General features: G+C 74.6%; 26 protein-coding genes. 14 read left to right on the top strand and 12 right to left on the bottom strand.

The window, feature by feature from the left end; all coding sequences use genetic code 11:
• The first annotated feature begins 93 nt into the window (after positions 1 to 93).
• Together IAG43_RS03795 and IAG43_RS03790 are read left to right on the top strand one after the other, a co-directional pair.
• A complete protein-coding gene (locus IAG43_RS03795) occupies positions 94 to 1,257 on the top strand; it encodes an 8-amino-7-oxononanoate synthase (protein ID WP_187739338.1) in 1,164 nt (387 codons plus the stop codon).
• 450 nt (positions 1,258 to 1,707) lie between these two features.
• Entirely contained in the window at positions 1,708 to 2,145 is a 438-nt protein-coding gene (locus IAG43_RS03790; RefSeq protein ID WP_187739337.1) for an ATP-binding protein, read from the top strand.
• 31 nt (positions 2,146 to 2,176) lie between these two features.
• Here the strand turns inward: IAG43_RS03790 and IAG43_RS03785 are convergent, their stop codons facing one another.
• The 3 genes from IAG43_RS03785 to IAG43_RS03775 all read right to left on the bottom strand — a co-directional run bounded on the left by IAG43_RS03785 (position 2,177) and on the right by IAG43_RS03775 (position 4,108).
• Positions 2,177 to 2,653 (bottom strand): C40 family peptidase, encoded by a 477-nt coding sequence (locus IAG43_RS03785; protein WP_187739336.1) that lies wholly within the window; start codon positions 2,651 to 2,653, stop codon positions 2,177 to 2,179.
• 507 nt (positions 2,654 to 3,160) lie between these two features.
• Positions 3,161 to 3,469 carry a hypothetical protein gene (locus IAG43_RS03780; protein WP_187739335.1) on the bottom strand — a complete coding sequence of 103 codons (309 nt, stop codon included), beginning with the start codon at positions 3,467 to 3,469 and terminating at the stop codon, positions 3,161 to 3,163.
• A 6-nt stretch (positions 3,470 to 3,475) separates the two neighbouring features.
• The gene (locus tag IAG43_RS03775) at positions 3,476 to 4,108 is read right to left on the bottom strand and encodes a ClpP family protease (RefSeq protein ID WP_187739334.1); all 633 of its coding nucleotides are present in this window, start codon (positions 4,106 to 4,108) and stop codon (positions 3,476 to 3,478) included.
• Between the two features lie 79 nt (positions 4,109 to 4,187).
• Here IAG43_RS03775 and IAG43_RS03770 point away from each other — a divergent pair, with 79 nt between their 5' ends.
• A complete protein-coding gene (locus tag IAG43_RS03770) occupies positions 4,188 to 4,472 on the top strand; it encodes a type II toxin-antitoxin system Phd/YefM family antitoxin (protein WP_187739333.1) in 285 nt (94 codons plus the stop codon).
• A 140-nt stretch (positions 4,473 to 4,612) separates the two neighbouring features.
• On the opposite strand, the gene IAG43_RS03765 is transcribed toward IAG43_RS03770, so the two are convergent.
• On the bottom strand, positions 4,613 to 5,611 hold the full coding sequence (locus tag IAG43_RS03765; RefSeq protein WP_187739332.1) for an ABC transporter permease: 999 nt from the start codon (positions 5,609 to 5,611) through the stop codon (positions 4,613 to 4,615).
• A 175-nt stretch (positions 5,612 to 5,786) separates the two neighbouring features.
• Between IAG43_RS03765 and IAG43_RS03760 the strand changes: the two genes are divergently transcribed.
• From IAG43_RS03760 to IAG43_RS03730, 7 genes are all read left to right on the top strand, one after another.
• A complete protein-coding gene (locus tag IAG43_RS03760) occupies positions 5,787 to 6,407 on the top strand; it encodes a TetR/AcrR family transcriptional regulator (RefSeq protein WP_187739331.1) in 621 nt (206 codons plus the stop codon).
• 136 nt (positions 6,408 to 6,543) lie between these two features.
• Entirely contained in the window at positions 6,544 to 6,846 is a 303-nt protein-coding gene (locus IAG43_RS03755; RefSeq protein WP_187739330.1) for an urease subunit gamma, read from the top strand.
• A gap of 10 nt (positions 6,847 to 6,856) precedes the next feature.
• A complete protein-coding gene (locus tag IAG43_RS03750) occupies positions 6,857 to 7,168 on the top strand; it encodes an urease subunit beta (RefSeq protein WP_187739329.1) in 312 nt (103 codons plus the stop codon).
• Complete coding sequence (locus tag IAG43_RS03745; RefSeq protein WP_187739328.1) at positions 7,161 to 8,882, top strand: urease subunit alpha; 1,722 nt, start codon at positions 7,161 to 7,163, stop codon at positions 8,880 to 8,882. Before IAG43_RS03750 ends, IAG43_RS03745 begins: the two co-directional genes overlap by 8 nt.
• Positions 8,883 to 8,970: 88 nt before the next feature.
• Positions 8,971 to 9,633: an urease accessory protein UreF gene (locus IAG43_RS03740; protein WP_187739327.1), complete on the top strand. Its 663-nt coding sequence runs from the start codon at positions 8,971 to 8,973 to the stop codon at positions 9,631 to 9,633.
• 95 nt (positions 9,634 to 9,728) lie between these two features.
• On the top strand, positions 9,729 to 10,406 hold the full coding sequence (ureG, locus tag IAG43_RS03735; protein WP_187739326.1) for an urease accessory protein UreG: 678 nt from the start codon (positions 9,729 to 9,731) through the stop codon (positions 10,404 to 10,406).
• A 6-nt stretch (positions 10,407 to 10,412) separates the two neighbouring features.
• Positions 10,413 to 11,165, top strand: coding sequence for an urease accessory protein UreD (locus tag IAG43_RS03730; RefSeq protein WP_187739325.1), 753 nt, complete (start codon positions 10,413 to 10,415; stop codon positions 11,163 to 11,165).
• A gap of 487 nt (positions 11,166 to 11,652) precedes the next feature.
• On the opposite strand, the gene IAG43_RS03725 is transcribed toward IAG43_RS03730, so the two are convergent.
• From IAG43_RS03725 to IAG43_RS03710, 4 genes are all read right to left on the bottom strand, one after another.
• Positions 11,653 to 12,387 carry a lysophospholipid acyltransferase family protein gene (locus tag IAG43_RS03725; protein ID WP_187739324.1) on the bottom strand — a complete coding sequence of 245 codons (735 nt, stop codon included), beginning with the start codon at positions 12,385 to 12,387 and terminating at the stop codon, positions 11,653 to 11,655.
• A 143-nt stretch (positions 12,388 to 12,530) separates the two neighbouring features.
• Entirely contained in the window at positions 12,531 to 13,550 is a 1,020-nt protein-coding gene (locus IAG43_RS03720; protein WP_187739323.1) for a hydroxyacid dehydrogenase, read from the bottom strand.
• 116 nt (positions 13,551 to 13,666) lie between these two features.
• Positions 13,667 to 14,302, bottom strand: coding sequence for an SGNH/GDSL hydrolase family protein (locus IAG43_RS03715; RefSeq protein WP_187739322.1), 636 nt, complete (start codon positions 14,300 to 14,302; stop codon positions 13,667 to 13,669).
• 257 nt (positions 14,303 to 14,559) lie between these two features.
• A complete protein-coding gene (locus tag IAG43_RS03710) occupies positions 14,560 to 16,524 on the bottom strand; it encodes a beta-galactosidase (protein WP_223005902.1) in 1,965 nt (654 codons plus the stop codon).
• A gap of 238 nt (positions 16,525 to 16,762) precedes the next feature.
• Here IAG43_RS03710 and IAG43_RS03705 point away from each other — a divergent pair, with 238 nt between their 5' ends.
• A complete protein-coding gene (locus IAG43_RS03705) occupies positions 16,763 to 17,002 on the top strand; it encodes a hypothetical protein (protein ID WP_187739321.1) in 240 nt (79 codons plus the stop codon).
• 83 nt (positions 17,003 to 17,085) lie between these two features.
• Here IAG43_RS03705 and pdxR read toward each other — a convergent pair whose 3' ends face one another.
• The 3 genes from pdxR to IAG43_RS03690 all read right to left on the bottom strand — a co-directional run bounded on the left by pdxR (position 17,086) and on the right by IAG43_RS03690 (position 19,949).
• The gene (gene pdxR / locus IAG43_RS03700) at positions 17,086 to 18,564 is read right to left on the bottom strand and encodes a MocR-like pyridoxine biosynthesis transcription factor PdxR (RefSeq protein ID WP_187739320.1); all 1,479 of its coding nucleotides are present in this window, start codon (positions 18,562 to 18,564) and stop codon (positions 17,086 to 17,088) included.
• A gap of 72 nt (positions 18,565 to 18,636) precedes the next feature.
• On the bottom strand, positions 18,637 to 19,341 hold the full coding sequence (locus tag IAG43_RS03695; RefSeq protein ID WP_187744284.1) for a B3/B4 domain-containing protein: 705 nt from the start codon (positions 19,339 to 19,341) through the stop codon (positions 18,637 to 18,639).
• A 2-nt stretch (positions 19,342 to 19,343) separates the two neighbouring features.
• Positions 19,344 to 19,949: a LysE family translocator gene (locus tag IAG43_RS03690; RefSeq protein WP_187739319.1), complete on the bottom strand. Its 606-nt coding sequence runs from the start codon at positions 19,947 to 19,949 to the stop codon at positions 19,344 to 19,346.
• A 386-nt stretch (positions 19,950 to 20,335) separates the two neighbouring features.
• On the opposite strand from IAG43_RS03690, the gene IAG43_RS03685 reads away from it, so the two are divergent.
• The 3 genes from IAG43_RS03685 (at position 20,336) to IAG43_RS03675 (ending at position 23,112) form a co-directional block, all read left to right on the top strand.
• Complete coding sequence (locus tag IAG43_RS03685; protein WP_187739318.1) at positions 20,336 to 21,136, top strand: hypothetical protein; 801 nt, start codon at positions 20,336 to 20,338, stop codon at positions 21,134 to 21,136.
• A gap of 123 nt (positions 21,137 to 21,259) precedes the next feature.
• On the top strand, positions 21,260 to 21,976 hold the full coding sequence (locus IAG43_RS03680; RefSeq protein WP_187739317.1) for a class F sortase: 717 nt from the start codon (positions 21,260 to 21,262) through the stop codon (positions 21,974 to 21,976).
• A 152-nt stretch (positions 21,977 to 22,128) separates the two neighbouring features.
• The gene (locus tag IAG43_RS03675; RefSeq protein ID WP_187739316.1) at positions 22,129 to 23,112 is read left to right on the top strand and encodes a hypothetical protein; all 984 of its coding nucleotides are present in this window, start codon (positions 22,129 to 22,131) and stop codon (positions 23,110 to 23,112) included.
• 75 nt (positions 23,113 to 23,187) lie between these two features.
• Here IAG43_RS03675 and IAG43_RS03670 read toward each other — a convergent pair whose 3' ends face one another.
• Complete coding sequence (locus tag IAG43_RS03670) at positions 23,188 to 24,663, bottom strand: sialate:H+ symport family MFS transporter (RefSeq protein WP_187739315.1); 1,476 nt, start codon at positions 24,661 to 24,663, stop codon at positions 23,188 to 23,190.
• Positions 24,664 to 24,714 lie beyond the last annotated feature (51 nt).

The following is a 24,714-nucleotide window of genomic DNA, read 5'->3' as shown; positions in this document are numbered from 1 at the left end:
GGCGCCCGAAACAGGTGTGTGGATGACCACATCCCCATCCGGTCCGTCCCGGGCTAGGGTCTGTCCGCTGCCTACAAAAGGACCGGACCACGGATGCCGCACGCCGCCCAGGGAGATCCCTTCGACTGGATCGACGAGGAGGCGCGCCGGCGTGAGCGTCTCGGACTGGTCCGCACCCTGCGTCCCCGCAGCGCCGGATCGACGGCGCTGGACCTGGCGGGCAACGACTACCTCGGCCTGACCCGCCGCCCCGAGGTCGTCGCGGGCGCCGCCGGGGCCGTGCACCGCTGGGGCGCGGGAGCGACCGGCTCCCGGCTCGTCACGGGAACCACCGAGCTCCATGCCGAACTGGAGCGCGAACTCGCCGCGTTCTGCGGCTTCGAGGCGGCCCTCGTCCTCTCCTCCGGCTACGCGGCCAACCTCGCCGCCGTCACCGCGCTCGGCGCGCACGGCGCGCTGGTGGTCTCGGACGCGGCCAACCACGCGTCGATCGTCGACGGCTGCCGCCTGGCGCGCGCCGAGACGGCGGTCGTCCCGCACGCGGCGCCGGAGGCGGTGCGCAAGACGCTCGCCGCCCATCCCGGGCGCCGGGCGCTGGTCGTCACCGATTCGGTGTTCTCCGTGGACGGCGACGCCGCTCCGCTGGGCGCGCTCGCCGGCGTCTGCCGTGACGCGGGTGCCGCGCTGCTCGTCGACGACGCCCACGGTCTCGGGGTGCTCGGGGACGGAGGCCGCGGCGCCCCCGCCGCCGCGGGACTCGCGGGCGATCCCGGCGTGGTGGCCACGGTCACCCTCTCCAAGTCGCTGGGCAGCCAGGGCGGCGCGGTGCTCGGGCCCGCCCGGGTGATCGCGCATCTGGTCAACACGGCCCGGACGTTCATCTTCGACACCGGGCTCGCCCCGGCCGCGGCAGGCGGGGCGCTCGCCGCGCTGCGGGTCCTCGGGCGCGAGCCCGAGCTCGCGGCGCGCGCCCGCGCGGTCGCCGCCGAACTGCACCGGCGGCTGACCCGGGAGGGCCTCGTCTCCGCGCGCCCCGACGCGGCCGTCGTCTCCGTCCGGGCTCCTTCCCCGGAGGCGGCGCTGCGCTGGGCCGCCGACTGCCGCGCGGCGGGCCTGGTCGTCGGCTGCTTCCGTCCGCCCTCGGTGCCGGACGGGATCTCGCGGATCCGGCTGACGGCGCGCGCCGATCTGACCGGCGCGCAGATCGACACGGCCGTCGCGACGATCCTTCGGACCGCGCCGGCCCCTCCGGGGTGAGCCGCCCGACGGCGGGGCGGGCCGGTCGCGTGTGAGCTGCCGCTGCCGCTGCCGCGGGACGGACCGGTCGCGTGTGAGCTGCCGCTGCCGCGTGACGGGCCGGTCGCGTGTGAGCCGTCGACGCCTTAGGACGCCGCTCCCGTGCGAGCCGCCGCTGCCGCGGGACCGGCCCTCCGGGATGAGCCCCGCTGCCCCGGGGGAGCCGCCGGGGTCCCGGCCGGGCCGCCCGTGCCGGGGCCGCGCGGCCCGATGTGGACCCAAATACGCTCCCTCGTAGCAGAGTTCACCGTTTTGGGCGACAGATCGGCAGATATCTCGGCGGAACGGTTCCCCAGCCCCGTCGCAGGTGGCAGGCTGGCGGCGAAGCACAGCGCGGGGCCGACCTGATGCGTGATCGCGTTCATCCGCCGTAGGCCGCGGCACGGCCCGGTGGGAAAGGACAGCGTCACCATGGCAGACCGTCAGGAAGCATCCGTCACGCTGCCGAGCGACCCGGCGTCCGTGTCGTCGGCGCGCAGGTTCGCCACCGACGCCGTGGTCTCCTGGGGGCTCCCCGACGACTCCGACACCACGGACACCGTGCGGCTGATCGTCTCCGAACTCGCCACCAACGCCGTGCAGCACACCTTCGGCCTGTCACCGTTCTTCCGGCTCGACCTCGTCCTGGAACGCGACGAGGTCCTGCGCGTCGGCGTCACCGACAGCCACCCGCGCTGGCCGCGCCGCCTGCCGGCCGCGGTCCGTCAGGACAACGGCCGGGGCATGGACATCGTCCGCCTCCTCACGGCCCGGCACGGGGGCCGGTTCAGCGTCACGCCCACCGAGGAGGGCGGCAAGACGGTGTGGATCGCCCTGCCCTGGTCGTCCGTGGAGCGCGTCGCCCTGTGACGGCGCGTGAACCGTGTCCGGGGCGCCGGCGTCAGCGCACGCGCCCGTAGGAGACGCTCTTCGTCCAGATCCTGGCCAGCCGCACCACGTCGCCGGTCTTGGGGGAGTGCCAGATCCGGCCGCTGCCGGCGTAGATGCCCACGTGGTAGACCGACCCGCCCGAATGGAAGAACACCAGGTCTCCGCGTTGCCTCTGGGAGGCCCCCACATGCCGGGTGCGGTTGTACTGCTGCTGCGCGGTGCGCGGCAGCTTCTTGCCCGCGCGCTTGTACGAGTAGAGCGTGAGACCGGAGCAGTCGAAGCGGTGGGGGCCGGTGGCGCCGAAGCGGTACGGCGAGCCCTTCTTCGACTGGGCCACCTCGAGTGCCTTGCTCGCGTGACTGGTGACCGCGTGGGCCTCGGGGGCCGTGCCGGGGGCGAGGAGAGTCCCGCCGACCGCCGCGACGGTGAGCGCGGACACGAGGCCGGTACGGGACAGGAGGAACGGCGTGTGCAACTGCGCGGACATGCGCAACCCTTCGTCATACCGCCTGTGAAGGGTGACCTGTCGGGTTCGGACCGGCGAAGACGCCCGGCCGCCGAAGCGGCTTCACCCCAAGGGCCGGTCCGGGATCTCCGGATCGGCCCGTACTGCTGGGCCCTCCACTCCTGCCGATGCACTTCTGTCGACCAGACATCCGGTACGGCGGCAGGACTCGGCGTCCGCCCGGACCGCCCCGCCGCGGTGGCGGGGGCTTGTCGTGCCACGGATCCTTGCCCACGTGTGTCTGATTTCCGAGCTGAAACGGCTTTTGTGAAGCCGATCACGACTGATCTGTTCGAGTGGCCGGGAGCGCGCGGCCCCCGTCCGGCGGCCGCGGAATCATGGCCGTACCAGCGGCGGAGCGAGGCGGTTCGTCCGAATCGGTGGTCCCGCGACGCAAGTCCTGCGGCACGCCACAATCTGCTCCCCGCTCCACCGAACGGGGTAGTCGCGGCGTTACCCCTTCGGCGGGTTTCGGCAGCCGATTGACCGTCAGTTCGGCGAAAGGGGCGGCAGCGTCACGCGGTTCGCGCGGCGTTCGCCGTCCAGGACCCGCAGGGCGCGGGCGAGTGTGCCCGCGTGCACCTCGCTCTCGCCGTGCAGGTGCATCAGCGTCAGCGCGTCCCGCAGCGCCGCCGCCCGCCCGGCCAGCGCCTGCGCGGCACGCAGGGCCCCGTAGGTGTGGGTGGCCCGGGCGGGGTTGATCCGGCCCAGCAGGTCGACCACTTCGAGGTAGACGTCGACGAACTCCGCCTCGGCGCGGGTCAGCGCGGGCAGGGGCGGGAGCTCCGGCGGAAGCACCGCCGGTCACCGGGTCCGGGTGGGGGCGGCCGTCCCGCGGCTGCCGATGACATGGTCGACCAGCCCGTACTCCCTGGCGCCTGCCGCGTCGAAGATCGTGTCCCGCTCCAGGTCCGTGGCGACGCGTGCGGCGTCCCGGCCGGTGTGCCGGACGAGCATCGAGGTCATCTGCTCGCGCAGGCGCACCAGTTCCGCGGCGTGGATCTCCAGGTCGGACGGACGGCCCCGCAGCGGCTCGTCGGAGGCGGGCTGCCGGACGGTGATCCTGGCGCCGGGCAGGGCCGACCGCTTGCCGGGCGCGCCGGCGGCGAGCAGGACGGCGGCGGTGGAGGCCGCCTGGCCGATGCAGGTGGTCGCGACGTCGCAGGTGATGACCTGGAGGGTGTCGTAGATGGCGGTCATGGCCCCGACGGGACCGCCGGGGGAGTTGATGTACAGGCAGACGTCCTGGTCGGGGGCGGCGTATTCGAGGTGCAGGAGCTGGGCGACGACGTCGTTCGCGGCCGTGTCGTCGACGGGGGTGCCCAGCATGACGATCCGCTCGTCGAGCAGCCTGGACCAGGGGTCGAGGGTGCGCGTCCCGGCGCCGGTGCGCTCGGTGAACTCCGGCAGGACGTAGCGGGCGGCTGAGCGGTGCATGGCAGACCTCTTCCGTGGGCCGTGAGAGCAGCCTTCTGTAAAAAATGTACAGGACGTACAGGCCGTTATGATGGGGAGCATGGCCTACGAGATTCCGGTGACGCAAGCCCGCGCAGAGCTCGCCGAATTGATCAACCGCGTCGTCTACGGCGGGGAGCGCGTCGTCGTCACCCGCCACGGCAAGCCCCTCGTGGCGCTGGTGTCCGCCGCTGACCTGGAACGACTCGAAGGGCTGCGGCAGGCGGACGAGGAGCCGGTGATCAGCTCGGTCTCCTCCTACGGCTCCGCCGCGTCCGCCGGAGGCGAACAGGGCCGCTTCGGTCTGGCCGCCGAACACCGCCCGCCGGAGGACCGCCGCCCCTGACCCTCCCCGCACGGCGAAAGGCCGCGTACCCCCTCCGCTACAGGGGGGTACGCGGCCGTCATGGGTGCCGTGGCCTGAAGGGCTCCGCCGCTCCGTCCGCGACCGGGAGGCCCGGGCCGGTCGCGAGCCGGACCGGCGCCCTACGCCGCCGGCGCGGGGGCCGGTTCCGGGTGCTCCGCCGCCGGCGGCGCCGACGCGGAGCGGGCGCGGAGGCGGCTGCCCACCAGGACCGCGGTGAGACCGAGGGCCGCCCACAGCGTCAGCGTCAGCACGGCGCCGCCCGCCGCGCGCCCGTCGAAGTAGGAGACCGACCGCAGCAGCGAGGTCCCCGCGCCCGGCGGCAGCCACTGGCCGAGCGTGCCCGCCGGTTCGGGGAGCAGCTCCGGTGCGCTCGCCGCGCCCGCGAACGGGTTGCCGATCAGCACCATCAGCAGCGCGCCGAGCCCCACGCCCGGTGTCCCGAGGAGTGCGGCGAGACCCGCCACGGCCGCGCCCACGGCGAGCACGGTCAGGCCGAGCGCGCCCGCCTCCGCCCACCAGTTCCCGTCGAGCACCCCGAGCCAGCTGTGCGCGAGCGCGGCCGCGGTGAGCCCGACCAGCGTCGCGGCGCCCAGCAGGGTGGCGGCCGCCCTCGCCCCGCGCAGCCCGGTCAGGGTGACCAGGGCGCCCGCGGCGACCCCGGCCAGGCCGATCGGCAGGACGCTCGCGGCCAGGGCGCTGCCACGGGGGTCGCCCTCCGGCAGCGACACGACCTCCGTGACCTTCACCGGGGCGCCCGCCGGGGCGCCGGCGGCGACCGCCTCCCTGAGGAGCTGGGCGACCACCGGGCTCGCGGCGGGGGCGACGAGCAGTTCGGTGCCCTGCGCACCGGCGACCACGGCTCCGTATACGACCCGGTCCTCGATCGCGTCCCGGGCGGCGGCCGCGTCGTCGAAGCGGTGCACGTCGAAGGCGCCCGCGTGACGGGTGAGCCCGTCCTCGACGGCGGCGGCCGCGGTGGCCGGGCCGGCGACGCCGACCGGCAGATCGCGGGGCGCGGTGCGCGCCGCCGGCCAGGCGAACGCCCACAGGGCCAGGGCCACCACCACCGGTATCAGGACCATCACCGCGATCATGCGGCGTGCCGGTGCAGGGGACATGAGGAACTCCAGTTCAGGGGGCCGGCGCACGGTCGGGCGAGGCGGGGCGGGCGGCAGGGCGGGAGGGGGAGCGGCAAGCCGCGGTAAAGAGAAGGATCGTTCGTTTTATCTCGTCGCCACTTTCCTCCGGGGTGCGTTCCTTGTCAAGAATGAACGTTCGTTTTACCGTGGGATCATGGCTCGTGTATCCCAGGCACACCTCGACGCCCGGCGTCGGCAGATCGTCGAAGCGGCCGCCCGGTGCTTCGCCCGCAACGGCTTCCACGCCACGTCGATGCAGGACATCCTGCGCGAGTCGGAGCTGTCCGCGGGCGCGGTCTACCGCTACTTCCCCAGCAAGGAGGAGCTGGTCGAGGCCATCGCCGGCGAGGCGTTCGCCGGAATCCGGGCCGCGTTCGAGGAGGCGGCGCGCACCACGCCGCCACCCACTCCGGACGTCCTGATCGGCCGGGTCCTGCGCCGCGTGCTGGTGGACGCGGCCCCCGGCGGCGACCGGCAGGCGTTCGCCCGGCTGGTCGTCCAGGTCTGGACGGAGACCTTGCGCAACGAGCGCCTCGCCGCGGCGCTGGACGAGGGCTACCGCACCATGCGCGAGGCCTGGGCCCTTCTCGTGGACGCGTACCGGGAGGCCGGGCTGATGGAGCCCGGGGTCGACGCCGACCATGTCGCCCGCACCCTCATCGCCACCGCCCAGGGCTTCATCGCCCAGCAGGCCCTCTTCGGCGACGTCCGGGTGGAGATCCTGGAGGACGGCCTGCGCGCCCTGATGTCGATGGGGAATTCCAAGATCAGTTAACGCGCTGGAAAAACTTGCGTCCTAACGTTCAACCCCTGGTCGAGAGATCACCGTGTCCGGGTCAACAGACTGTTGCACCGGGCTAGGGTCCAGATGCTCCAGACGCCCCAGGGCCGGACGACGATGAGGTGGACGCGTGCAACTCTCCCCGCACGAGCAGGAACGCCTGCTCATCCATGTGGCCGCGGACGTGGCCGAGAAGCGCAGAGCGCGCGGGGTGAGGCTCAACCACCCCGAGTCCGTCGCGCTGATCACCTCGCACATCCTGGAGGGCGCCCGCGACGGACGCACCGTCGCCGAACTCATGGTGTCCGGCCGGGCGGTGCTCGGCCGGGCCGACGTGATGGAGGGCGTGCCGGAGATGATCCACGACGTCCAGGTCGAGGCCACCTTCCCGGACGGCACCAAGCTCGTCACCGTCCACGACCCCATCGTCTGAGGGCGGCGCCATGATTCCCGGAGAGATCCTCCTCGACACCGCACCCGTCACCCTCAACGAGGGCCGCCCGCACACCCGGATCACCGTCGTGAACACCGCCGACCGCCCCGTCCAGGTCGGCTCCCACTACCACTTCGCCGAGGCCAACCCCGGTCTCGACTTCGACCGTGCGGCCGCCCGCGGGAAGCGGCTCGCCGTCGCCGCCGGCACCGCGGTCCGCTTCGAGCCCGGCGTCCCCGTCGACGTCGAACTCGTCCCCCTGGCCGGCCGCCGGATCGTCCCCGGCCTGCGCGGCGAGACCGGAGGCCCCCTCGATGGCTGAGATCTCCCGCGCCGCGTACGCGGACCTCTTCGGGCCCACCACGGGCGACCGGATCCGGCTCGCCGACACCGATCTGCTCGTCGAGATCGAGGAGGACCGCTCCGGCGGCCCCGGACGGGCGGGCGACGAGGCCGTGTTCGGCGGCGGCAAGGTCATCCGCGAGTCGATGGGCCAGTCCCGGGCGACCCGGGCCGACGGCGCGCCGGACACCGTCATCACCGGTGCGGTGGTCCTGGACCACTGGGGCGTCGTCAAGGCCGACATCGGCATCCTCGACGGGCGGATCACCGGCATCGGCAAGGCCGGGAACCCGGACACCATGGACGGCGTCCACCCCGACCTCGTCATCGGGCCGGAGACCGAGGTCATCGCCGGCAACGGGCGGATCGTGACCGCCGGGGCCGTCGACGCGCACATCCACTTCATCTCGCCGACGATCGTCGACCAGGCGCTCGCCACCGGTGTCACCACCCTCGTCGGCGGCGGCACCGGACCGGCCGAGGGCACCAAGGCCACCACGGTGACCCCCGGATCCTGGCACCTCGCCCGGATGTTCGAGGCCCTGGACACCTACCCGGTGAACATCGGACTGCTCGGCAAGGGCAACACGATGTCCCGGGAGGCCATGCACGCCCAACTGCGCGGCGGCGCCCTGGGGTTCAAGATCCACGAGGACTGGGGCGCCACCCCCGCCGTGATCGACGCCTGCCTCGGCGTCTGCGAGGAGACCGGTGCGCAGCTCGCCATCCACACCGACACGCTGAACGAGGCGGGGTTCGTCGGCGACACCCTGGCCGCCATCGCCGGGCGCACCGTCCACGCCTACCACACCGAGGGCGCGGGCGGCGGGCACGCGCCCGACATCATCACCGTCGTCTCCGAGCCGTACGTGCTCCCGAGCTCGACCAACCCGACCCGGCCGCACACCGTCAACACGGTCGAGGAGCACCTCGACATGCTGATGGTCTGCCACCACCTCAACCCGGCCGTCCCCGAGGACCTCGCCTTCGCCGAGTCCCGGATCCGGCCGTCCACCATCGCGGCCGAGGACGTCCTGCACGACCTCGGCGCCATCTCGATCATCTCCTCCGACTCGCAGGCCATGGGCCGGGTCGGCGAGGTGATCATGCGGACCTGGCAGACCGCGCACGTGATGAAGAAGCGGCGCGGCGCCCTGCCCGGCGACGGGCGGGCCGACAACCTCCGGGCACGTCGCTATGTCGCCAAATACACCATCAACCCGGCCGTCGCCCAGGGCCTGGACCACGAGATCGGCTCCGTCGAGACCGGCAAGCTCGCCGATCTCGTGCTGTGGGAACCGGCCTTCTTCGGGGTCAAGCCCCACCTGGTGATCAAGGGCGGCCAGATCGCCTACGCGCAGATGGGCGACGCCAACGCCTCCATCCCCACCCCGCAGCCCGTCATGCCCCGCCCGATGTTCGGAGCCCTCGGACGTGCGGCGGCGCACGGGTCGTTCAACTTCGTCTCCGGTGCGGCGATCGAGGACGACCTGCCGGAGCGGCTCGGGGTCGCGAAGCGGTTCTCCCCGATCCGCAGCACCCGGCGGGTCACCAAGGCGGACATGCGGGAGAACGACGCCATGCCCCGGGTCGAGGTCGACGCCGACACGTTCACCGTGACCATCGACGGAGACCCGGTCGAGCCCGCGCCCGCCGCGGAACTCCCCATGGCGCAGAGGTACTTCCTCTTCTGATGCGCACCCCGACCCCGACCCCGGCTCTGCCCCCGATCCCGCCCCCGCAACACACGGACCGGGCGCGCGGCCCGCGGGAGGCCGCCCGGTGAGCCGTTCCGCCCTGCTCGTCCTCGCGGACGGCCGCTTCCCCGCCGGAGGCCACGCGCACTCCGGCGGCGTCGAGGCGGCCGTCCGCGCCGGACGCGTCACCGGCCCGGCCGACCTCGCGGCCTTCTGCCGCGGACGGCTCCACACCGCCGGCCTGACCTCCGCCGCGCTCGCCGCATCGGCCGCGCTCGGCCACGACCCGTCCGCCCTGGACGCCGCGGCCGACGCCCGGACGCCCTCACCGGCGCTGCGTGCCGCCTCCCGCCGCCTCGGCCGTCAGCTGATGCGGGCCGCCCGCACGGTCTGGCCGGACCCCGGACTCGACGCGCTCGCCGCCGCGTTCCCCCGCGGCGCGCACCAGCCCCTGGTCCTCGGCACGGCGGCCCGCGCCGCCGCGCTGGGCGCGGACGACGCGGCCCACTGCGCGGTCTACGAGTCGGTCGGCGGCGCCGCCACGGCCGCCGTCCGCCTGCTGAGCCTCGACCCCTTCCAGGCGACCGCCGTCCTCGCCCGCCTCGCACCCGAGATGGACGCGGTCGCGGCAGCGGCCGTGGACGCGGCCGCCCGCGGACCGGACGCGCTGCCCGCCCGGTCCGCACCGCTGCTCGACATCACCGCCGAGGACCACGCGGCGTGGCCCGTACGCCTCTTCGCCTCCTGAGCCCGCCCCCGCACCCCGCCACCGGAGCCCCGGCGGGACCGCTCCACGACCGCCGGGCCCCCACCGCACCGACCGCCTCCACAGGGAGACCGCCCATGCACCTCGACCACGCCCACGACACCGCGCCCGCCGTCAGCGCCGACGCGCTGCGCCCCGACGGGCGGCGGCGCGCCCTGCGGATCGGACTCGGCGGGCCCGTCGGGTCCGGCAAGACCGCCACCGTCGCCGCGCTCTGCGCCGCCCTGCGCGACACGCTGTCGATCGCCGTGGTCACCAACGACATCTACACCCGTGAGGACGCGGAGTTCCTGCTGCGCCACGCCGTCCTGCCGCCGGAGCGCATCCAGGCCGTCGAGACCGGCGCCTGCCCGCACACCGCCATCAGGGACGACATCTCCGCCAACCTGGAGGCCGTGGAGGACCTGGAGGACGGGGTCGGACCGCTCGACCTGATCCTGGTGGAGTCCGGCGGCGACAACCTCACCGCCACCTTCTCCAAGGGCCTCGTCGATGCCCAGATCTTCGTCATCGACGTGGCCGGCGGCGACGACATCCCGCGCAAGGGCGGCCCCGGTGTCACCACCGCCGACCTCCTCGTCGTCAACAAGACGGACCTCGCACCGTACGTGGGCTCCGACCTCGACCGGATGGCCCGCGACGCCCGCGAGCAGCGCGGCGAACTCCCCGTCGTCTTCACCTCGTTGCGCGGGGAGGAGGGCGTCGGCCCGGTGGCCTCCTGGGTGCGGGCGCAGCTCGCCGCCTGGAACGCCTGAGCCACCGTGAGCGTCCAGGCCGCCGCCCGCATCGTCGCCGACGGCACCGCGCTGCCCGTCCTGACCGGCGACGGCCCGCTCGCGCTGCGCCGCACCCGGACCCGGGAGCCCGGTCTGCGCGTCACCGTCGTCGGCGCGATGAGCGCGCCGCTCGGCGGCGACCGGCTGCGGATCGACGCCGAGGTGCGCCCGGGCACCCGGCTCATCGTCGACTCCGCCGCCGCGACGATCTCCCTCCCGGGACGCGGCGGCGCCACCGCCCACTACGACGTCGCCCTCCGTGTCGGAGACGACGCCGTGCTGCACTGGCTGCCCGAACAGCTCGTCGCCGCCCAGGGCAGCACCCTGCGGATGAGCACCCGCGTCGACCTGGCCGCCACCGCCCGTCTGGTGCTGCGCGAGGAGCAGATCCTCGGCCGGCACGGCGAGGACACCGGCACCCTGGTCACCCGGCTCACCGTGCACCGCGACGGCCGGCCGCTGCTCGACGGCGAACTCGCCTTCGGCCCGGGCGCGCACGGCGGCTGGGACGGGCCCGCCGTGCTCGGCGGCCACCGGGCGGTGGGGCAGCTGCTCGTCGTCGACCCGGACTTCGCGGAGAGCCCGCCCCCGGCCGGAGTGCGGGGACCGCGCACGGCCGTCACGCCTCTGGCGGGGCCCGCGGCCCTCGTCACGGCGGTCGCCGCGGACGCGCGGGAGCTGCGCGCGGTCCTCGACGACGCCCTCGGCGAGCTGGCGCCCTTCGCCCGCGGCGGCTGAGCCCCCGGCGGGACCGCACCGCGCGGCGAGGCACCGGCCACCGGCACGGACTCGCGGGGACCGTCCGGGCGGTCCGCCGGGGCGCGGTCCGGTCACGGAGGCTGCCCGGAACGTTCCCCCGGCCGCGCCGGCCACGGAAGCCGGCTGCGGGAGCGGGACACGGCAGGGGCGGGCGCGTCGTGAGGCGTGGATCAGGACCCGGTGTCGGGCCGGCCCCGGACAGGACGCCGCCCCGCGGAGGCGCCGGAAGTGCCGCAAGCGCCCGGAGCGCGGGAGGGCGGGAGGGCGGCGTCGGCCCGGAACGAGGCCGTCCGCCCCGTCGGCGACGTCCCGGCGCGGGCCGGGCCCCGCCGCACGCCGCCCCGAACCCGTGGCGCGGGCCCGGCGGGCGACGGACGGCCGGGAACGGGAGCCCCGTCGTGCGGCCGCGGCCGTGTGACCGCGCGGCCCGGGCCGCCGCGTCGCACCGCGCCCGCCCGGGGCCGCGTCACCGCTGCCGGCCGCGCCGGGGCGGGAAGCGCTTCGGGCCGCGGTCCTGGGCCTCGGCCTGCTGTTCCGCCTTGACCTCCGCCGCGTACCGGTCGACGTACTCCTGCCCGGAAAGACCCAGGATGGCGTACATGATCTCGTCGGTGACCGCCCGGATGGCGGCCTTCTCGTTCTCCATCCCGGCGTAGCGGGAGAAGTCCAGCGGCTCACCGAACCGGACGGTGACCTGCTTGATCTTCGGAAGCTTCTGGCCGGGGGGCTGGATCTCGAACGTGCCCACCATCGCGCAGGGCACCACCGGCACGCCCGCCTTCAGCGCCATCACCGCGACGCCGACCTTGCCCTTGTAGAGGCGGCCGTCGTGCGACCGGGTGCCCTCCGGGTAGATCCCCAGCAACTCGCCCTTGTCCAGCACGCCGAGGCCCTCGCGGATGGCCGCCTGTCCGGCGTCCTTCCCGGAGCGGTCGACCGGGATCTGCCCCGCGCTGTGGAAGAAGGCCGCCGTCAGGCGGCCCTTGACGCCCGGCCCGGTGAAGTACTCGGCCTTGGCGAGGAAGGTGATGCGGCGCTTCAGGATGGCGGGCATCAGGAAGTGGTCGGAGAACGACAGGTGGTTCCCGGCGACGATCGCGGCCCCGTCGTCGGGCACGTGCTCGAGTCCCTCGATCCGCGGACGGAACAGCAGCCTCAGCAGCGGCCCCAGGAGGACGTACTTGAGCACGTAGTAGAACACGGTCTCTCCCCAACTCTCACGGATCGGCGGTGTGGACGCGTACCCAGGAGTGCCATCCGTCCGGTGATCGATCGTAGCCCGCCTCGGCGGGCCCTCGGGCGTCTGTGCGGACACCACCGGCCGGGCTCGCGGCCCGCCCGGTGTCAGGCTCTGAGCAGGCTCTCTTCCGGGGACACCGCGTGGAGCGGGCGCTCGCCCGCCGCCACCCGGGCCAGTTCCTCGACGAGCAGCGCACCGAGCGCCCGCCGCTCCGAGCCGACCGTGCCGGCCACGTGCCCGGTGAGCAGGACGTTCTCCAGGGTGTACAGCGCGGAACCCGGAGCGGGCGGCTCCTCGGCCGTGACGTCGAGCACGGCCTGGAGATCGGGCCGTTCGGTGAGCGTGCGGATCATCGCCTCCTCGTCGACCACCGCGCCGCGCGCGGTGTTGATGAGGGTGGCCCCGCGGGGCAGGAGCCGCAGCAGCCCGCCCGTGATCAGTCCCTCGGTGCGGCCGGGGACGAGCGGGGTGTGGACGCTCAGCACCGACGACCGCGCCACCAGGTCGGGCAGTTCGGCGACCCGCTCCGCCCCGGCGGCCCGGAAGACGGCCTCGTCGAGGAACGGGTCCCAGGCCAGCACCCGGGTGCCGAGCCGGCCCAGGTGGGCGGCGACCTTGCGCGCGACGGATCCGAACGACACCAGGCCGACGCTCTGGCCGTGGATGCCCGGCACGTCGTCCAGCGGCGGCAGGGCCCGCTCGGACGCGATCCTGCGGGACCGCCGGTGGACGTCCTTCAGGGCGAGCACCGTCTGCGCGTAGACGTACTCGGCGACCGGGCCGTTGTTGGCGTCGGCGGCCGAGACGACCGTCAGACCCCGCTCCCAGCAGGCGTCGGTCACCAGGTCGCGGATGGACCCGGCCCCGTACAGCACGGTGTGCAGGGCGGGCAGCCGCGCGAGGACCCCGGCGGTCAGCCGGGGCGCGCCCCAGGAGGTCACCAGCACCTCCGCCCCGGCGGCACCGGGATGCCCGAGGAGCGCGCCCGCGTCCGGGCAGTCGGCCACGACCTCTCCGGTCCGGGTCAGGCTCTCCCACTCCTTCGGGCCGAAGAGCTGCTCGCGCGCCCCGGGCGGGAGCACCACGGCGAGACGCGGGCGGGCGGGACGGTGGTCGTGGGGCACGGCGTCTCCGGGGTGGGGGAGTGGCGGGCGCGGGCGGGGCGGCGGAGCCGGCACCGGGCGGTGCCGGGAGCGGTGGTGCGGGCACCGGGTGGTGCGCGAGGAGGCTGCACGCCCGCTCACCCCACCGACACCAGGCCGAGCCAGGCTTCGGCGAGCAACGAGTGCCCCAGCGGCGTGAGATGCACACCGTCGCCGGCGATCCGGTCCGCCCCGCCGTGCCGCGCGGCCGCCTGGTTGAGCAGACCGTCGGCACAGAGCAGCCCGGCGCCGAACTCCGCCGCCAGCCGCCGGACGACGTGGATGCGTCCGTCCAGGTCCTCCCGCCAGGTCCACTGACCCTCGTCGACGGGGACCAGGAACGGCTCGATCAGCAGCAGCCGTGCCCCGGCGGCGCGGGACTCCTCCAGCACGGCGCGGTAGTCCCGTTCGTAGGCCGTGAGGGAGGTGGGGTCGCCGGAGTCGTACCTCCGCCAGGTGTCGTTGACCCCGACCATGACCGACACCAGCGCGGGTTCGTGCGCCGTGGTGTCCCGCTGCCAGCGCGACCTCAGGTCCGCGGCACGGTCGCCGCCGACGCCGCGGTTCACGAAGCGCAGCCCCGGATGGGCCGCCCCGAGCTCGTCCGCGACCAGGCGCACGTATCCGCTGCCCAGGGAGGTCCCGTCGCCGGGGCGCCGTCCCGCCTCGGTGATGCTGTCCCCCTGGAACACGATGCGGGCCCTCGGCCCGACGGTGATCGGCGGCAGTGGCATGCTTCCCCTCTTCGTCACGAACGGGGACCGGCGCCTGTACGGCCGGTCCGTCTCTGCTGATGCCCGGCCGGGCGGTCCGGCGAACACCCCGCCGCCCGCACGGTCCCCGAATCGGACCGTCCCTCCCGGGTCCGGCTCGCATCGCAGGACGGCGGCCGGACCCCGGCGGCCCGGAGCGGCACACGCGCCCCGGCCCGCGTACCGGGCAGGGGGCACGCGGGCCGGGCACGGCCGCCGGCGGGGGCGTGCGCTCGCGGTCAGCCGAACAGCACCTCGGCTCCGTGGGGGCCCAGGGTCCTCGGGCCGTGGCCGCGCACCGCGACGGTCTGCTCCTGCGGGGAGTGGTTGACGACGAACACCGCGTCGCCCCTGCGCACCACCTCCACGTGTTCGCTGGGCCCGGTCGTGGGCAGCTCGATGCCGGCCCCGTCGAGGAGTTCGCCCACCAGCCGGTCCGTCGACGGCGGGTCCAGCCTGGTGGCGACGTACCAGGCCTCGCCCGCGCCCGTGCGCCGCCGGGTCACGGCGGGCCAGGAGCGGACCACGCCGTCCTCGAAGGAGGCGCACACCTCCGTGTCGACGGCGTGGGTGAACTCGGCCCAGGTGCTTGCCGACAGTTCGCCGAGCGTGCCCGTCAGCCGCAGGACGGGGGCCGCCGCTCCGGGGGCCGGCGCCGCGGGGGCGAACTCCTCGATCCGCACCCCGAGGACACCGGCGAGCGACCCGAGACAGCCCTCGGCGCGCACCCGCAGGTTCCGGTCGAGGATGCCGGTCATGAACCCCACCACCAGCCGGCCGCCGCGCTCCGGCACGGCCGCCAGCGCGGTGAGCGCCGCGTCGTCGGCGACGTGCAGGGCGGGTACCACGACCAGGTCGTACGCGTCGAACGGGCCGTCCGCCGGGACGAAGTCGACCACCGCGTCCCGCGCCCAGAACGCCCGGTACCACTCCTGGACCAGGGCCGGGTAGTCCAGCCGGGTGGGGGTGGACTCCTGCTCCAGCGCCCACCAGGAGTCCCAGTCGAAGACGATCGCGACACGCGCCGGCACGGCCGCTCCGCGGAGCCGGGAGAGCTCCGCCAGTTCCGCCCCGAGCGCGCACACCTCGCGGAAGACGCGGGAGTCGGGGCCCGCGTGCGGCAGCATCGCGGAGTGGAACTTCTCGGCGCCCGCGGCCGACTGGCGCCACTGGAAGTACATGATCCCGTCGGCCCCGCGCGCCACCGCCTGCAGCGAGTACGCCCGGTTCTGGCCGGGCGCCTTCGGGGCGTTGGCGGGCCGCCAGTTCACGGCGCTCGTCGCCTGCTCCATCAGCACCCAGGGCTTCCCGCGGCCCAGCGAGCGCATCAGGTCGCGGGTGAGGGCGGCGGCCACCGGGGCCTGCGGGTCGACGGGGTCCGGATACGAGTCGTCGGAGACGAAGTCGACCTCCCGCGCCCACTTCCAGTAGTCCAGCGGACGGAACGCGCCCATGAAGTTGGTCGTCACCGGAATGCCGGGGGACGCCTCGCGCACGATCTCCGCCTCGGCGCGGAAGAGGTCGAGGAACGCGTCGGACGTGAACCGGTCGAAGTCGATGAGCTGCGTCGGGTTGCCGGCCGTCGGAGAGGTGCGCGGCGACGTGATCTCCTCGAAGCCGCTGTAGCGCTGCGACCAGAAGTCCGTGCCCCAGGCCGCGTTGAGCTCCCCGATGGTGGAGTACCGGGCCCGCAGCCAGGCGCGGAAGGCGACGTCGGCGTCCGGACCGTAGCAGCGGGGGACGTGGCAGGCGTACTCGTTGTTGACGTGCCACGCGACGAGGCCGGGATGCCGTCCGTAGCGCTCGGCCAGCGCGCGCACCAGGGCGAGGGCGTGCTCCCGGTAGACCGGCGAGTGCGGACTGTAGTGCTGGCGGCTGGTGTTGGCGAGCACGACGCCGTCGGCCGTCACGGGGGCCATGCCGGGGTGGGCGGCCACGAGCCACGGCGGCGGGGACGCGGTCGCGGTGGCGAGATCGATGCCGATGCCCGCCTCGGCCAGGCGCCCCAGCACGTCGTCGAGCCAGGTGAAGTCCCAGGCGCCGGGGGCGGGCTGGAGCCGCGACCACGAGAAGACGCCGACCGTGGCGACGGTGACGCCCGCGCGTCCCATGAGCCGCACGTCCTCGTCCCAGACGTCCCGCGGCCACTGCTCGGGGTTGTAGTCGCCGCCGAACCAGAAGCGGTCGCCGCTGACGGTGTTCACATGTGCTCCGTTCGACAGGGGCCGGTCGGGGACGCGGGTGCGACTGTGCGGCCCGGTGGGGCCTCCGCAGCGTAGCAAGCGCTTTCATCCCGGGTCCGGGGGCCTCCCGCGGGGCGGCTCGCCCCGCGGGAGGCGGCAGCGGACCCGGCCCGGTCCGGGGCGCGGGCCCGCCGGGGGACCGGTCACGGAGTCCGCCCCGCCGGGGATCGGTAGGGTCGGCCCCATGGGGTGCGGGGTGATGACGCGGACGCCCGACGGGCGCCTGGCACGGTGCGTCCTCGACGAGGGCGAGCACGGGGACCACGTCGTCGGCGTCGGCGACGGCATCGACCTCTGGGTCGTCTGGAACGACAGGACGGGAGCGGCGGCCCTCGTCGCGGGACCGGCGTGCGGCACACCGCCCGGCGCCGCACGCGGGACCGGGCACTGCTCCGGCCCGGCCGGGCACCCGGGCCGCTGCACCTGGGAACGGGCGTAGCCGCCCTGCCCCGCGGGAGGCGGCGGCGGTCCCGCGGCCGGGTGCCGGGACGGTGACCGCCCCGGTGCAGCGGGACCGGGCGCTCAGGCCAGCTCGCGCAGCGCGCGGCCGACGGTGGCGATTCCGTCCGTGAGCGCGCCCGGCGGGCCCGCCGCGTATCCGAGGACCAGCCCCGGCGGGCCCGGCAGGCGACGGTGCCACGACAGGGGCTGGCACTTCACCCCCAGGCGGAGGGCTGCGGCGGCGAGTTCGGTGTCGGGCACGTCGGCCGGGTAGGTGACCGTCAGATGCAGCCCGGCCGCGGCGCCGTGCACCACGGCCCCCGGCAGATGCGCGGCGATGGCCGCGATCATCGCGTCGCGCCGCCGCCGGTGGCGCCCCCGCAGCAGCCGCAGCTGCCGCTCCAGGTCGCCGGACTCCATCAGCCGGGCGAGCACCAGCTGGGGCAGCACCGCGTTGCCCAGGTCGTCGAAGCGCTTGGCGTCGGTCAGGGCCGCCCGGTGCCGCGGCGGCGGCACCATCCAGCCGATGCGCAGCGCCGGGGCCAGCAGCTTGGACACGCTGCCCATGTAGCAGACCCGGTCGGCGAGCAGGGCGCGCAGCGCGGGTACCGGCGGCCGGTCGTAGCGGTGCTCGGCGTCGTAGTCGTCCTCCAGGATCAGGCCGCCGTCCGCCGCCCAGCGCAGCAGCTCCCGGCGCCGCTCACCGCTCGTCACCACGCCCGTCGGGAACTGGTGGGCGGGCGTGAGCAGCACCGCACGGGCGCCGGAGGCGCGCAGCGCGTCGACCCGGACGCCGTCGCCGTCGACCGGCACCGGCAGGACGTGCATGCCGCCGTGCAGCAGATGCTGACGTGCCCCCAGCGACCCGGGATCCTCCATGGCCACAGCGTCGACGCCGTCCGCTCTCAGCACCGGGTGCAGCAGGGTGAGGGCCTGCGCCGTGCCGGCGACGACGAGGATGTCGTCCGCGTCGGCGCGGATGCCCCGGCTGCGGGCCAGCCACGCCGCCACGGCGCGCCGCAGCGGCGCGGCCCCGCGGGGGTCCCCGTAGCCCAGATCGCCCGCGGACAGCCCGGAGAGCACCGCACGTTCGGCGCGCAGCCAGGCCGCTCGGGGAAAGGCCGCGAGGTCGGGACGGCCGGGGGTGAGGTCGACCCGTGCGGGTGCGGCGCGCAGTGCGTCGAAGACGTCGGCGCCCGGCTCGCCGGAGAACAGCGAGCCGGCGCTCCTGGGCGCGCCGGGTGCGGGGCCGTCCCGTGCGCCGCGCGGCGGGACGGCCACCACCACGGTGCCCCCGCGCCGGCGCCCTTCGACGTGCCCGTCCTCGGTGAGCCGCCGGTACGCCTCGGTGACGACGCCGCGCGAGACGCTCAGGTCGTCGGCGAGCACCCGGGTGGGCGGCAGACGTGTGCCCACGGCCAGCCGGCCGTCCGCCATCGCCTGCCGCAGCCGTGCGGCCAGCCAGTCGGCCTTGCCTCCGGCGGGGGCCTGGCCGGCGTCGAGTTGCAGGAAGTCGGAGCCCTGCGCCGCCGCCCGCTCCCCGGAGTCCACCGGCCCCATGGTGTCACGCACCGCCGGCCCGGCGGCCCGCCCCCCGTGCGGGCCGCCGGGGACGTTCCCGTCCCGGTGCGCTCATCCGCCGAAGGCGAACTCGGGCGCGGACGGGGTCAGGAGGGCCGCGACAGGGTCCGAGGCGGCCCGGTGCGCGCCGAGGCCGGCGGCGACGGCGTCCAGGACGAGCGGCACGGTCCGGGCGCCGCCGTCGTGCATCGCCTCGGTGACCACGAGGATCCGGCGGGTGTGCGGGCCGACCGCGGAATGGCCGCTCTGCCGGTGGGTCCACCGCCGGGCGTGCGCGCGTCCCGCGGAGTCGGCGAACGTCACCTCGCCCGCCGCCGGATGCTCCACGGCGCCCCCGAAGTCCTCGTACGTCTCGTCCCCCGCGGCGGGGCGCACCTCGAGCAGCGGGCCGGTGATCCGGTCCGCGTCGAGGACCGCGACGGGGACGGCGTACGCGGCCGAGATCGCGTTGCAGAGGTCGACGACCGGGTGGATGCGGGGGAGGGCGCCCGTCCTGCGCAGCCGCCTCAGCAGCGACTCCGACGCGCAGCGGTACTGCGTGGGCCGCAGCCCCATGCCCGCGAACGTCCGCCGCCAGGCGAGCACTTCGGGGAACGCGCTCTCGGCGGAGTCCGCCAGGCGCGCCAGGGCGCGGGCCGTGTAGGCGTCGACGAGGTCGCCGGTGGCTGCTGCCGGGTCGACTCCCCGGGCGCTGAGCGCGCCCGCGGTGAGGCCGGGATGGCCGGCCCAGACGGTGTCGGCGTGCCGGAAGAGCATGGTCACGCCACCGCCAGCCGGAGGCCCAGGCCCACGAAGCAGGCGGCGACCACCCGGTTCAGCCCCGTCATCACCCGCGGCCGCGCCAGCAGACGCTCCCGCACCGCTGCGGCGCACAGGCCGTAGGCGGCGAAGACGACGAAGGTCATGCCGGTGAACACCGCGCCGAGGGCGAGCAGGTCCCGTGCCGAGCCCTGCCCGCCGCCGGGGACGAACTGCGGCAGGAACGCGACGAAGAACATGGTGACCTTCGGGTTGAGCAGGTTCAGCCACAGCCCCGAGACGATGACCCGGCCCACCGGACGGGGCGGGGCCTCCCGGTCCGCCACGAGTGAGTCCCCGGCGCGCAGCGTCGACCAGGCCATGTGGAGGAGGTAGACGACGCCCAGGTACTTCACCGTCTCGTAGGCGACGGTGCTGGTGTGCAGCAGGGCCGCGAGTCCGGTGACGGTCGCGACGAGATGGGGCACGGTCCCGACCGTGCAGGCGAACGCGGCGACGACGCCCGCCCGGCGGCCGTGGGACAGACCGGCGGCGAGCGTGTACACCACGCCCGTGCCGGGGGTCACCACCACGAGCAGGGTGGTGAGCAGGAACGCGACACTCACGAGGAACCTCCGCGATGTTTCGGGTTTCCTCCACCCTGGCCGCTTCATGGCCTCGTCCACAGAGCCAAAGAGCGGCGTGATCACCGGTCCATAAGCCCCGGCCCCGGCCGGCGCGCGACGCGCCCCGGCCGCCTCGCCGCGCCCCGGCCGGGACCGTGCGGACCGGCGGGGCCCGGCGTCAAACATGGCCACGGCGTGTCGTGGGGTCGCCCGGGTGACAAATGACGCCGTGTCACTCCGTGGGGCCCAGGACGTGACCCGGATGCCGCACGCTCCGGTGGTGCGCTCCCGGCTCCGGGCTGACGGTGATTCACGTCGCCCCCTGCGATCCGATGAGCCGACGGCATGCCGGCTCGCGCAGCGGCGACGAAAGGAAAGGCACCACCATGCGCTCTGCCCGCATTCTGCTTGCCTCGGCCGTCGCCACGGCCGCCCTCACGGTCTCGGGACCCGCCGCGTACGCCATGGCCCTCGCGGACGACACCGCCCACGACACCTCGTCCAGCAGCGGCAAGTACGCGAAGGACGACGCGGAGAAGAAGGATGACGAGAAGAAGTCGTGGAAGCACGACAAGCCGCACGGCGGTGTGCACACCGGTGGTGGTGCGCTGGCCGGTGTGACGGCTGACGACTGGAGCAAGGACGACGCGGAGAAGAAGGATGACGAGAAGAAGTCGTGGAAGCACGACAAGCCGCACGGCGGTGTCCACGCCGGTGGTGGTGCGCTGGCCGGTGTGACGGCTGACGACTGGAGCAAGGACGACGCGGAGAAGAAGGACGGCGAGAAGAAGTCGTGGAAGCACGACAAGCCGCACGGCGGTGTGCACACCGGTGGTGGTGCGCTGGCCGGTGTGACGGCTGACGACTGGAGCAAGGACGACGCGGAGAAGAAGGACGGCGAGAAGAAGTCGTGGAAGCACGACAAGCCGCACGGCGGTGTCCACGCCGGTGGTGGTGCGCTGGCCGGTGTGACGGCTGACGACTGGAGCAAGGACGACGCGGAGAAGAAGGACGACGAGAAGAAGTCGTGGAAGCACGACAAGCCGAAGGGCGGCGTGCACACCGGCGGCGGCGGCACGGCCCTGTCCGGCGGCGGCCTGGCCGCGGGCGCCGTCCTGCTCCTCGGCGGCGTCGGCGCCGGCGCGATGGTGATGCGCCGCCGCGGCCTGGGCGGCACCGCCGCCTGATCCCTCCCCGAGGACGCCCTTGTCGCGGTCGTCGTCCTTCCGGACGGCGGCCGCGACGTCCGTTCCACGCCTCTGTCCACCCCTCCGGCAGCCCGCCCCGGCAGCGAAAGGTACGACGTCCGCATGGCCCCGCATCACACCTCCCCGCAGCCCCCGGTCACCTCCCGCTCGCTCGCCAGGGCGCTGCTCTGGCCCGCCGTCGCGGCGCTCCTCGGCTTCCTGCTGATCTACAACTCCGTCGGCGCCACCACCGATGCCAAGCCCTCCGCCGGTCCGGCCGCCTCCGCTCCCGCGGCCGCCGCTCCCTCGGATCCGGCCGCGGGGGATCCGGCCGACGAGGGGCGGGCCACCCCCGTCGTCGAGCCGATCTCCCTGGAGCGGTCCGAGCCCCAGCGGATCAGGATTCCGAGAATCGCGGTCGACGCGCCTTTCATGGGCCTGTCCGTCGGGCCGTCCGGCATGCTCGACGCCCCGCCGCCCGATGACCGCAACCTCGTCGGCTGGTGGCAGGAAGGCGTCACACCGGGCGAACTGGGCACCTCGATCGTGGCCGGGCACGTGGACACCAGGACGGGCCCGGCGGTCTTCCTGCTGCTCCCCACGCTCAAGGCCGGCGACACCGTGGACATCGTCCGCCGGGACGGCTCCACGGCGACCTTCGTCGTCGACTCGGTGGAGAACTTCAGCAAGGCGTCCTTCCCGAACGACCGGGTCTACGCGGACACCCCCGACGCCCAGTTGCGGCTGATCACCTGTGGCGGCGAGTACGACCGCAAGGCGAAGGACTACAAGGAGAACGTGGTGGTCTTCGCGCATCTCGACTCGGTGAAGCAGCCGTAGCCGCAGGTCGCCGACTCCGTGGCGCTCGCATACCCGCTCGCATACCCCTCAGGTGTATGTCCACGTGCTGGTTTCCGTTGTGGTTGATACCCCTAGGGGGTATGGTTGCGTCATGGGTCGCGACCGGAGCGGCCCCGAGCGAGGAGTGGGTCATGAGGACCGGTGCCAGGATCACGGCGTTCGCGGCCGCGCTCGCGGCGGCCTTCGGGACGGCGTACGGAGTCGGCCAGGGCGTCGGCCCCGTCGTCGCCGGGCCCGAGCCGGCGCGGCACACCGTCCACAGCCCGGACGCCGGCCGGGAGACCGGCGACGGGCACACCGGGGACCACGGCGCGGTGGCGCAGGAGCCCGGCGGCCTCCAGGTCTCCGACCGGGGCTTCACCCTCGACCTGCGCACCCAGCGCATCGCGGCGGACCGTCCCGCCGAACTGCGCTTCACGGTGACCGACGACCGGACGGGGCGGAAGGTCACCGAATACCGCCGCGAACACGGCAAGGAGCTCCATCTCGTCGTCGCCTCGCGCGACCTGTCCACGTACCGCCACCTCCACCCGCAGCGCGCCGCCGACGGCACCTGGTCCACTCCGGTGAACCTGCCGGAGGCCGGCGGCTACCGGGTGTTCGCCGACTTCGTGCCGCGCTCGGGCGCTCCCGACGGGCTCACCCTCGGAGCCGACCTCGCCGTCTCCGGCGCTGCCGACCCCGCTCCGCTGCCCCCGGCCTCGGCCACCGCGCGCGTCGACGGGTACGAGGTCACGCTCGAGGGGTCGCTGAAGCCGGGCGCCTCCCGGGAGCTCACCCTGAGCGTCAGCAAGGACGGCAGGCCGGTCACCGATCTCCAGCCGTACCTCGGCGCCTACGGGCACCTGGTCGCACTGCGCGCGGGCGACCTCGCCCATCTGCACGTCCACCCGAACGGTGAGCCCGGGGACGGCACTACCCGGCCGGGGCCGGAGGTCTCGTTCTCGGCGACCGCCCCCTCCCAGGGCTCGTACCGGCTGTTCCTCGACTTCCGCCACGGGGACACGGTCCGCACGGCCGCCTTCACCGTCACCACGGACGGCGCCCCCGCGCCCACCGCCCCGCAGCAGGACGGCGGCCACCCGGAGACCGAGGGCGACGGGCACACCCACTGATCCCGCCCCGCCCCGTGCAGCAGACGGCGGCCACCCCCCGAGGGGTGGCCGCCGTCCTGCCGCCGGGCGCCGGGGTCAGGCACGGGGCGCCGGAACCGCCGGTGCCGTGGTGGCGGGCGCCGTCCCCGCCAGGTGGTCCGACGGGCCGTCCGGGTCGGTCAGCCGGTTGAGCCGGCCCGGCACGTCGAAGCCGACGAGGACGACCACGATCACCGTGCCCGCGAAGGTGAGCACCGCGAGCGCCCGGCCGAGATCCATGCCCGCCGCGAGATGCGCTCCGAGCACCGGGGCGACCGCCCCGCCCAGCGCGCCCACGTTGTAGGTGAAGCCCAGTGCGGCGCCGCGGCTCTCGGTCGGGAAGTGGCCGCCGATCCAGCGGGGGAGCAGCCCCGAGATGCCGAAGCTGGTGGCCTGGAGCACGAAGAGCAGCGCCCCGAGGAGGAGCAGGTTGTCCCGGACGGCGAAGACCGGGAAGACGAACGCGAGGGAGGCGAGCAGGGTCACGGCGTACGCCTTCCGCGCGCCGATCCGGTCGCCGAGGAAGCCCGCCGCCCAGCAGCCCACCATGGTGCCGAAGCCGGCGAAGTACAGGACGTCGGTGACCTGGTCCGTCGTGTAGCCGAGCTCCGTCTTCAGGTACGTCGGCAGCAGGGCCTGGATCGGCCACGAGTAGAGGAAGGCGAAGAAGATGGTCACGATCATCGCCAGGTAGAGCACCCAGCTGCGCCGGCCGCCGAGCTGCACCGCGAAGGCGGCGAGGCAGAGACCGGCCAGCACCGACAGCAACGGGACCGCGCCGGCGCCGAGCGGGGTGAACACGGCGAACAGGGCGACGGACGCCACCGCGGCGAGGCCGACGTTGACCGCCGACCGCACGGGGGTCAGGAACAGCGGACGGAACGGGTTGGGGCGGGCGCCCTTCTCCTCGACGGCCTCGCTCCACTCGGCGGCCTCGGGCAGCGCGCGCCGCATCCACAGGGCGATGGCGATCGGCACGAGGCCGATGTAGAACATCCAGCGCCAGCCGAGCGCCGGGACCACCCAGTTGTAGACCTGGGCCGCGAGCACCGAGCCGATGGAGAAGCCGGAGATCAGGAAGCCGCTGGCACGGCTGCGCACCCTCGCGGGCCAGCTCTCCATCACATAGGTGGCGCTGGCGCTGTACTCCCCGGCCATGCCCATGCCGATGGCGAGCCGGGCGACGAAGAGGCTGGTGTAGTCCCAGGCGAAACCGCAGGCGAAGGTGCCCAGCGAGTAGAGGAGGATGCTGAGCACCATCGACAGCTTGCGGCCGTAGCGGTCGCCGATCGCGCCGAGCACGGCGCCGCCGAGCCATCGGGTGATGAACGCGCCGGACACCAGGCATGCCGCCTGCACCGTGCTCAGGCCGAACTCGTCGCTGATCTCGGTCAGCACGAGGGTGATGAGCACGAAGTCGAAGCCGTCGAGGACGTAGCCGATCCACGCGGCGGTGAACGACTTCCATTGGGTGGGGGTGATCTCGCGGTACCACGGCAGAGCGCGGCCGGCGGGGTGAGCATTCTTGTGCACGGTGACTCCAGTGTGCGGGACCGGCTAACCGTGGGCCGGATCGCGGGCAGT

It is taken from the genome of Streptomyces genisteinicus (assembly GCF_014489615.1).
Classification (GTDB): domain Bacteria; phylum Actinomycetota; class Actinomycetes; order Streptomycetales; family Streptomycetaceae; genus Streptomyces; species Streptomyces genisteinicus.
Note: the sequence above shows the minus strand (reverse complement) of the source record. Positions and strands in the feature narration are given on the sequence as shown.

Excerpts from the sequence above, each read along its gene's own strand:
- IAG43_RS03795 (WP_187739338.1), top strand. The coding sequence starts at position 94 with ATGCCGCACGCCGCCCAGGGAGATCCCTTCGACTGGATCGACGAGGAG.
- IAG43_RS03790 (WP_187739337.1), top strand. The coding sequence starts at position 1,708 with ATGGCAGACCGTCAGGAAGCATCCGTCACGCTGCCGAGCGACCCGGCG.
- IAG43_RS03785 (WP_187739336.1), bottom strand. The coding sequence starts at position 2,653 with ATGTCCGCGCAGTTGCACACGCCGTTCCTCCTGTCCCGTACCGGCCTC.
- IAG43_RS03775 (WP_187739334.1), bottom strand. The coding sequence starts at position 4,108 with ATGCACCGCTCAGCCGCCCGCTACGTCCTGCCGGAGTTCACCGAGCGC.
- IAG43_RS03770 (WP_187739333.1), top strand. The coding sequence starts at position 4,188 with ATGGCCTACGAGATTCCGGTGACGCAAGCCCGCGCAGAGCTCGCCGAA.
- IAG43_RS03765 (WP_187739332.1), bottom strand. The coding sequence starts at position 5,611 with ATGTCCCCTGCACCGGCACGCCGCATGATCGCGGTGATGGTCCTGATA.
- IAG43_RS03760 (WP_187739331.1), top strand. The coding sequence starts at position 5,787 with ATGGCTCGTGTATCCCAGGCACACCTCGACGCCCGGCGTCGGCAGATC.
- IAG43_RS03750 (WP_187739329.1), top strand. The coding sequence starts at position 6,857 with ATGATTCCCGGAGAGATCCTCCTCGACACCGCACCCGTCACCCTCAAC.
- IAG43_RS03745 (WP_187739328.1), top strand. The coding sequence starts at position 7,161 with ATGGCTGAGATCTCCCGCGCCGCGTACGCGGACCTCTTCGGGCCCACC.
- ureG (WP_187739326.1), top strand. The coding sequence starts at position 9,729 with ATGCACCTCGACCACGCCCACGACACCGCGCCCGCCGTCAGCGCCGAC.
- IAG43_RS03715 (WP_187739322.1), bottom strand. The coding sequence starts at position 14,302 with ATGCCACTGCCGCCGATCACCGTCGGGCCGAGGGCCCGCATCGTGTTC.
- IAG43_RS03705 (WP_187739321.1), top strand. The coding sequence starts at position 16,763 with ATGACGCGGACGCCCGACGGGCGCCTGGCACGGTGCGTCCTCGACGAG.
- pdxR (WP_187739320.1), bottom strand. The coding sequence starts at position 18,564 with ATGGGGCCGGTGGACTCCGGGGAGCGGGCGGCGGCGCAGGGCTCCGAC.
- IAG43_RS03695 (WP_187744284.1), bottom strand. The coding sequence starts at position 19,341 with ATGCTCTTCCGGCACGCCGACACCGTCTGGGCCGGCCATCCCGGCCTC.
- IAG43_RS03685 (WP_187739318.1), top strand. The coding sequence starts at position 20,336 with ATGCGCTCTGCCCGCATTCTGCTTGCCTCGGCCGTCGCCACGGCCGCC.
- IAG43_RS03680 (WP_187739317.1), top strand. The coding sequence starts at position 21,260 with ATGGCCCCGCATCACACCTCCCCGCAGCCCCCGGTCACCTCCCGCTCG.
- IAG43_RS03675 (WP_187739316.1), top strand. The coding sequence starts at position 22,129 with ATGAGGACCGGTGCCAGGATCACGGCGTTCGCGGCCGCGCTCGCGGCG.